This is a genomic window from Paractinoplanes rhizophilus (assembly GCF_042664765.1).
Classification (GTDB): Bacteria; Actinomycetota; Actinomycetes; order Mycobacteriales; family Micromonosporaceae; genus Actinoplanes; species Actinoplanes rhizophilus.
The window spans coordinates 138,251-144,506 of record NZ_JBHTBJ010000017.1 but is presented as its reverse complement, the minus strand read 5'-3'; the positions used below and the strand labels follow the sequence as shown (position 1 = coordinate 144,506).

At 67.6% G+C, this 6,256-nt stretch carries 9 protein-coding genes and 1 other RNA gene; 4 read left to right on the top strand and 6 right to left on the bottom strand.

The window, feature by feature from the left end:
- Positions 1–271: 271 nt before the first annotated feature.
- Complete coding sequence (locus ACFQS1_RS23075; protein WP_378971759.1) at positions 272–445, bottom strand: hypothetical protein; 174 nt, start codon at positions 443–445, stop codon at positions 272–274.
- A 352-nt stretch (positions 446–797) separates the two neighbouring features.
- Here ACFQS1_RS23075 and ACFQS1_RS23070 point away from each other — a divergent pair, with 352 nt between their 5' ends.
- The 3 genes from ACFQS1_RS23070 to ACFQS1_RS23060 all read left to right on the top strand — a co-directional run bounded on the left by ACFQS1_RS23070 (position 798) and on the right by ACFQS1_RS23060 (position 2,186).
- The gene (locus tag ACFQS1_RS23070) at positions 798–1,049 is read left to right on the top strand and encodes a type II toxin-antitoxin system Phd/YefM family antitoxin (protein ID WP_378971757.1); all 252 of its coding nucleotides are present in this window, start codon (positions 798–800) and stop codon (positions 1,047–1,049) included.
- On the top strand, positions 1,046–1,420 hold the full coding sequence (locus ACFQS1_RS23065; protein WP_378971755.1) for a type II toxin-antitoxin system VapC family toxin: 375 nt from the start codon (positions 1,046–1,048) through the stop codon (positions 1,418–1,420). Before ACFQS1_RS23070 ends, ACFQS1_RS23065 begins: the two co-directional genes overlap by 4 nt.
- A gap of 526 nt (positions 1,421–1,946) precedes the next feature.
- A complete protein-coding gene (locus ACFQS1_RS23060; RefSeq protein WP_378971752.1) occupies positions 1,947–2,186 on the top strand; it encodes a hypothetical protein in 240 nt (79 codons plus the stop codon).
- Between the two features lie 169 nt (positions 2,187–2,355).
- Here ACFQS1_RS23060 and ssrA read toward each other — a convergent pair.
- Positions 2,356–2,730: a transfer-messenger RNA gene (gene ssrA / locus ACFQS1_RS23055) on the bottom strand.
- 24 nt (positions 2,731–2,754) lie between these two features.
- Entirely contained in the window at positions 2,755–3,111 is a 357-nt protein-coding gene (locus tag ACFQS1_RS23050; RefSeq protein ID WP_378971750.1) for a cellulose binding domain-containing protein, read from the bottom strand.
- Between the two features lie 19 nt (positions 3,112–3,130).
- Between ACFQS1_RS23050 and ACFQS1_RS23045 the strand changes: the two genes are divergently transcribed.
- A complete protein-coding gene (locus tag ACFQS1_RS23045) occupies positions 3,131–3,445 on the top strand; it encodes a hypothetical protein (RefSeq protein WP_378971748.1) in 315 nt (104 codons plus the stop codon).
- A 22-nt stretch (positions 3,446–3,467) separates the two neighbouring features.
- Here ACFQS1_RS23045 and smpB read toward each other — a convergent pair whose 3' ends face one another.
- The 3 genes from smpB to ftsX all read right to left on the bottom strand — a co-directional run bounded on the left by smpB (position 3,468) and on the right by ftsX (position 6,218).
- On the bottom strand, positions 3,468–3,944 hold the full coding sequence (gene smpB / locus ACFQS1_RS23040; RefSeq protein ID WP_378971745.1) for an SsrA-binding protein SmpB: 477 nt from the start codon (positions 3,942–3,944) through the stop codon (positions 3,468–3,470).
- Positions 3,945–3,986: 42 nt separating this feature from the next.
- A complete protein-coding gene (locus tag ACFQS1_RS23035; protein WP_378971743.1) occupies positions 3,987–5,168 on the bottom strand; it encodes a M23 family metallopeptidase in 1,182 nt (393 codons plus the stop codon).
- A 174-nt stretch (positions 5,169–5,342) separates the two neighbouring features.
- Positions 5,343–6,218 (bottom strand): permease-like cell division protein FtsX, encoded by an 876-nt coding sequence (gene ftsX / locus ACFQS1_RS23030; protein WP_378971740.1) that lies wholly within the window; start codon positions 6,216–6,218, stop codon positions 5,343–5,345.
- Between the last annotated feature and the right edge of the window lie 38 nt (positions 6,219–6,256).

The following is a 6,256-nucleotide window of genomic DNA, read 5'->3' as shown; positions in this document are numbered from 1 at the left end:
CCGCCTACGCGCAGCACCCCGACCGGTTCACCCGCCGGCCCCGCGCACCCCAGCTCCCCGAAAAAGCCTGGATCAACCAGCCAACAACCGAGGCACAAACCGTCTCAATTTGACTTGACAAATTCCGTAACGCCCGTCTGAACGGCCTGTTCGAGATCGTAGACGGCAGCCTTGCTGACGGGCTCCCCCAGGCTGTCACGGATGCGCGGGTGCAACGAGTCCAAGTCATCGTCGGGAACGGGCGTCTCACCATACCCCGGCGTCAGCGACATCAGGCCCGCGGTTGGCGCTCGGCCAAGAGTTGCTCGACCTGCGCCGAGCGCACGTAGCCGGCCGGAACCGCCCGGCGTTCCAGCTGCGCCGATGCCCTGGTCGACCGGACGGCGAATCGCTTGACCGCGTCTTTGGTCACCATATGACGCTTCACGACCACACGACGCTCCACGACTCGCACCTCTCCGCGGTCTGCCCTCTGTTGCCTCAATGCTACCGGCCTTGACCGCAGTCGACGGGGCTCGTCCTCGCGAACCAGCCGCAAACGCCGTCGGCGGTGTCAACCGATGGAGGTCGACACCGGCGGCTCGCACCGGAGCGGAATACCGGAATGGCCCCCGGCTCGCGCTTTCCGCGAGCAGGGGGCCGCAATGCCGTGGAGGTGCTGTCGGCTTACTTGAACCCTGCCGTCGAACTGACGAGGCTCCGAGAGCATCTCTCCGACCTCATGGTTCCGCAGTATGCTCCGCAGCACTGGCTGGCCGACCGGACACTGGACTAACCTCTTAGCTAAGGAGGTCGCCATGTCCGAGGCAGCTGCGCAGTTCAACATCCACGATGCGAAGACAAACCTCTCGCGGATCATCGACCGCGTCGAGCACGGCGAAGAGATCATCATCAGCCGGGCCGGCACCCCGGTCGCGAAGGTGATCCCGTTGAACCGCAGGGTCGATCGAGTTGGGCGAGGCTCCCTCGCCGGCCAACTCGTCATGGCTGACGACTGGGACTCCCCAGAAGTAAATGAGTCCATCGCACGGGACTTCGGACTCGCATGAGCCTGCTCCTCGACACGCACGTCGTGCTGTGGTGGCTTACGGACGACCCAACGCTCGCCGCCGAAATCAAAGAGCGGCTCGACCACGAACCGGACATCTACATCAGCCCGGCAACGATCTGGGAAGTGGCCATCAAACAATCGATCGGCAAGCTCGCCAAACCGGCCGATCTCCCTGAACGGCTCCGCGACAGCGGCTTCCAGCATCTGAATATCACTGCCGAGCACGGCATCGTCGCCGGGCGGCTTCCACTCATCCACAGGGATCCGTTCGATCGGATGCTCATCGCCCAAGCGCAGGTAGAGCACCTGACACTAGTGACCAGAGACGCCGAGATCCCGAAGTACGACGTCGAGACGCTGGCTGCCTGAAACAGCCGGGGCGAGCCAACCGGGATCACCACACCGCCGTATCGCGGATCAGGCACGCTGTCAGGAGCGCAACCGCCGAATCCACTGCGTCCACCGCACGCGGAGTGTACGGGCTCGGCCCGGGGCCTTTGCGTCCAGTGCTCCCTTTCCGCGACGGGACTGCTCGGCTCCGGCGCCATAGAACGTCCAACGCCGAGCGCAACCACCGCACCGCGGGGCGTCGGGGCTCGGCCCCCGCTCAGCGAGTGTTTCCGCTGGTACCACTACAGTCCGTTGCGATCTGCTGCTGACGGGCATCCTCCACCTCGTTGTGACGTACTGCACAAACATTGGCTTAAAGGCCAGCTCAGCCGCCATGGTGCTGGAGGCAGCGCAATCGCTCTCGACGACCCCGCGGGGTAAGCGACTCTCCGTGATCGGCGTCCGGGTTAGGCAGTATCAACGGCGACACGGCGAACACGAGACGGCCCGCCAGTGGTTCGCCGTGTCGAACTTTCGCGAGCCCGGTTTCCGAGGAGAGTCCGACATGGCCATCGCAGCCAGCCCTGAACCGCCGCACCATCAGGACGCCGATCACCGCTCCACCGTTGCCCGCGCGGCCCTCGTGTCGGGCGGCGGATTCGCGACCTCGGTCGGCGGCGTCCTCACCGCAGTCTCGTTCGGCGGCGTCGACAAGCCGATCGCTCTAGCAGCCCTAGCGGCGTTGTGCTTGATCGCCGGACTGACCATGCTGACCGCAGCGGTCATCGTGCGCAGTCGGCCTTAACTCCATGCGCACTTCGGCGCTCGCCCGGCGAAGGCAAGAGGACGACCATGGAGCACGATACAGCCTTCGCAACAACCGCAACGTGGGGTATCCGGGGGCTCGACCCCCGGAGCAGATATGAAGAGGCGGCGCGGTTCGCGCCGTCCGCGAACACACGCCGCCCACCGTCTCGTGGAGGTGCCGGGAATCGAACCCGGGTCCTTCGTTATTTCGTCAGGGCTTCTCCGAGCGCAGCTCACTCTGCCTCTACTCGCCCCTACCGATCATGTGAGCAAGTCGGTATGACGGGGCCAGTCGTGTTTGATCTCGTCGCGCGGTCCTCACGACTGGGACCGGTTGACCAACCTCCTAGCTGATGCCGGAGATCTGGGACGGAGGTGCTCCCAGCCCGACAGACCCGCTACTCGCCTCAGGCGGCGAGAGCGAAGTCAGCGCGATTGTTATCGGCGCTTATTGGTTTCCGACGACCGATTCTCGAGACGACGTCGGCTTCCTCGGCTCGCTTCCCCTGTCTCCACACACGAAGTCGAAACCAGTCACCCCCTGGTCAGAACGTTGCCAGGCAATCTTAGCTCACGACACACCGGCCGCCCACGACGGAGCAGCCGGACGGGCGGGCGTTGCCCCGGCCGGCCTTGCTGACCTGGTAGCCGAAGGTCACGGACGCGCCGGGGGCCAGCGTGCCGCCGGTGAAGGTCAAGGTGTCGCCCCGCTGCGAGCCGCGGGCGTTCCACGTGCCGAGCAGGCGCAGATTGTCCTGGCCGGAGTGGCTGACCGTGACGGTCCAAGACGCCGCGGCCCGGCCGGTGTTCCGCACCCGCACCGCGCCCACGTACCCCTCCTCCCAACTGGCCGCGAGGCCCACGGTGACCGAGAAGTTGTCCTTGGGCGCGGCCGGCCGCGACGCGGAGGTCTTCTCTGCCACCGGCGAGTGTGAGGTCGCGGTGGGCCGGGGCGATCGCGAACGGGACGGCGACAAGGATTTCGAGGGCGAAGGGGACGACGACGGCGAGGCGGACGGGGAGAGCGACGGCGACGGGGCGGCGGAGGAGGACGACGGCGCGATCGGCACCTGCGGCATCGTCGGCAGCTGGACTTTCGGCTGCAGCGTCGCCTCGGCCGGGCCGACGGCCCGCACGGCGATCCAGACCACCAGCAGGACGAGTACGGCGGCGGCGGCGCTCAGAACGATCCGGGCGGGACCGAGCGGACGCGCGGAGTGCTTTGCGGGCAAGCGGGCCACCCCTTCGGTGATCTAGGGCCGCCCGGCACAGTACCTGATCAGGCCGCACCTTTGTTGCGTCGGCCCAGGGCGCGGCTGATCTCCCGCTGGGCGTCGCGGGTGGCCAGGTCCTGGCGCTTGTCGTAGCTCTTCTTGCCCCGCGCGAGGGCGAGCTCGACCTTCGCGTACCCGTTCTGGAAGTAGACCTGGAGTGGCACCAGCGTGATGCCCTCGTCGCGCAGCTTGCCCTGGATCTTGCGGATCTCGTCGCGGTGCAGGAGCAGCTTGCGGATGCGCCGCGGCTCGTGGTTGGTCCAGGTCCCCTGGGTGTACTCGGGGATGTGCATGGCGTGCAGATAGATCTCGCCGCCGCTCTCCTGGCCGAACGAGTCGGTCAGCGACGCGCGGCCGGCCCGCAGCGACTTGACCTCGGTGCCGGTGAGCGCCATGCCGGCCTCGTAGGTGTCGAGGATGCTGTAGTCGTGGCGGGCCTTGCGGTTGGAAGCGACGACCTTACGCCCCTGTTCGCGTGGCATTGCTCCCCTTGGAAAGGTTGAGTGGACAACCCTACAAGAGTACTAGCACAGGCATGCGGGCAGATATCGCAGCGGGTTGCGGGGCACCCCGTCGAAGCGGGTCTCGAAGTGCACGTGGTTGCCGGTGGACGCGCCCGTGGTCCCGACCCGGCCGATCACCTGGCCGCGATGCACGTACTCGCCGACCCGCACGAGGATCGCCGACTGGTGGCCGTAGCAGGTCTGGAAGCCCTGCCCGCCGATCCGCCCGTGGCTGATGCAGGTGTAGTTGCCGTACCCGCCGTTCCACCCGGCCCGGATCACGTGCCCGGGCGCCGCCGCGTGGATCGGCGCCCCGCCGGGAGCGGCGAAGTCCGTCCCGGCGTGCAGCTGCCAGACCCGGTAGTACGGGTCGTATCGGTTGCCGAAATCGCTGCTCTTCCACCCCCGCACCGGCATCAGCAGCCGCCCGCCGCCGTACCGGCCGTCGCCGCCGGACTTGATGGAGAACCCGCGCAGCGCCGCGCGGATGCGCCGCTCCTCCACGATCGCCGCCCGATAGCGGGCCAGGACGGCGCTCCGCTGGGCGTTGGCCAGGCGCAGCGCGGCCTTCCTGGTCGCCGTCAGATGCACCAGCTCCTGCTGGGCGCGCACCGCCGCGGTCTGGGCGTCCCGGGCCGCCATCAGCTTGCCCTGGGCGATCGCCTCGGCGTCCTCGGCCTCCCGCTTGGCGAGCCCGGCCCGGTCCTGCGCGCTGCGGGCGTCGCGCCGGGCCGCGATCAGCCGGTCGACGTCCTGCTGCTGGGTGCGCATGAGCTGGTCGACGAGGCTGAGCCGGTCCATGATGTCGGCCGGCCCGGTGGCCTCGACGAGCACGTTGATTCGCGAGAACGTGCTGCCCATGTAGGTCGCCTGGGCGATCTGGTCGACCCGCTCCCGCGCGTCGGCGAACTCGGCCTGCGCCCGCTCGAAGTGGCTTGCGATCCGGGCGTAGGCGGCCCGGGCGGCGTTGGCGCGGCGGCCGGCGGTGTTGGCCGCGGTGATGGCGGCGGCGACGGCGCCGCGGGAGGTGGCGACGCGCCGCCGGGCGGCGGGCATCGCCGCGGTGGCTGCCTCGAGACGGAGGGCGGCGGCTCGCGCCCGGTCGGTGGCATTTTCGAGTACGGCGGAAGCACGGTCCACCGCGCGGGCGGCACGAGCGGCGTCCCCGGCGTCGGCGACAGCGGGGGACGGAGCGACCGTCATGCTCACCAAGCACGCACATATCGCCAGAAGGGTCTTATGTCGGCATTTGGACCACACGGGGACTCACCGTACCCGCCGTACCGGGGATAATGGCCCAAATCGCCCAACGGCCGCGTTCCCGTGATGGGAACGCGGCCGAGGAGTGTGCTTCAGTCCGGTAGCGGGCGAAGAGCGTCAGACCTTGAGGTAGAAGCGGAGCGTGATCCACGCGGTCACCGCGCTGACCACCGCGCCCACGCCGGCCAGCAAGGGCAACATCAGCCACACGTTGCCGTTGTGCACCGGCGTCAGGATGCTCGTGAGCGCCTGCAGCTTGTGATCGAGCAGCACCACCTTGCCGACGAACAGCACGATGAAGCCGAGGACCGCGCCGATGACGCCGGCCACCACCGCCTCCAGCACGAACGGCGCCTGGATGAACCAGTTGGACGCGCCGACAAGCTTCATCACCGCGACTTCTCGCCGTTTGCTGTACGCCGCCACCTGGATGGTGTTACCGACCAGGAGCAGCGCCGCGACAGCCATGAAGGCCGCCACCCCCAAGGCGCCGAATTGGAAGCCGTTGAAGATGTTGAACACCTTGTCGAGCAGCGTGCGCTGGTCGATGATGTCCTGAATGCCCTGCATGCCCTGCATCTGGTCGGCGAAGGTCTTGTACTCCTCCGGGTCCTTGAGCTTGACCCGGAACGACTCGGGCAGGCTGTTCGGGCCGACCGACTTCACGAAGTCAGGCGAGTCCGCCCAGAGCGCCTGGAAGCGCTCGAACGCCTGCTTCTGCGTCTCGTACGTCTTGTCGGCGACCAGCGGGTTGCCGGAGATGGCCTGGTCGATGGCTTGCCGCTGGGCCGGCGTGACGTCCGGCCGCAGGAAGATGGAAACCTCGATCTCGCCGTAGTAGTAGTTCTTCATCTGGTCGACCTGCATGTACAGCAGCACACTGGCGCCCAGCATGAACAGCGAGACCGACATGGTGATGATCATGGCGACCGTCATCGTGACGTTCCGCCACAGGCCCACCAGGACCTCGTTGAGCACGTACTTCAAACGCATCGGGGGTTTCCTTCCGGGACTCCGCGTCCCGCGAATTC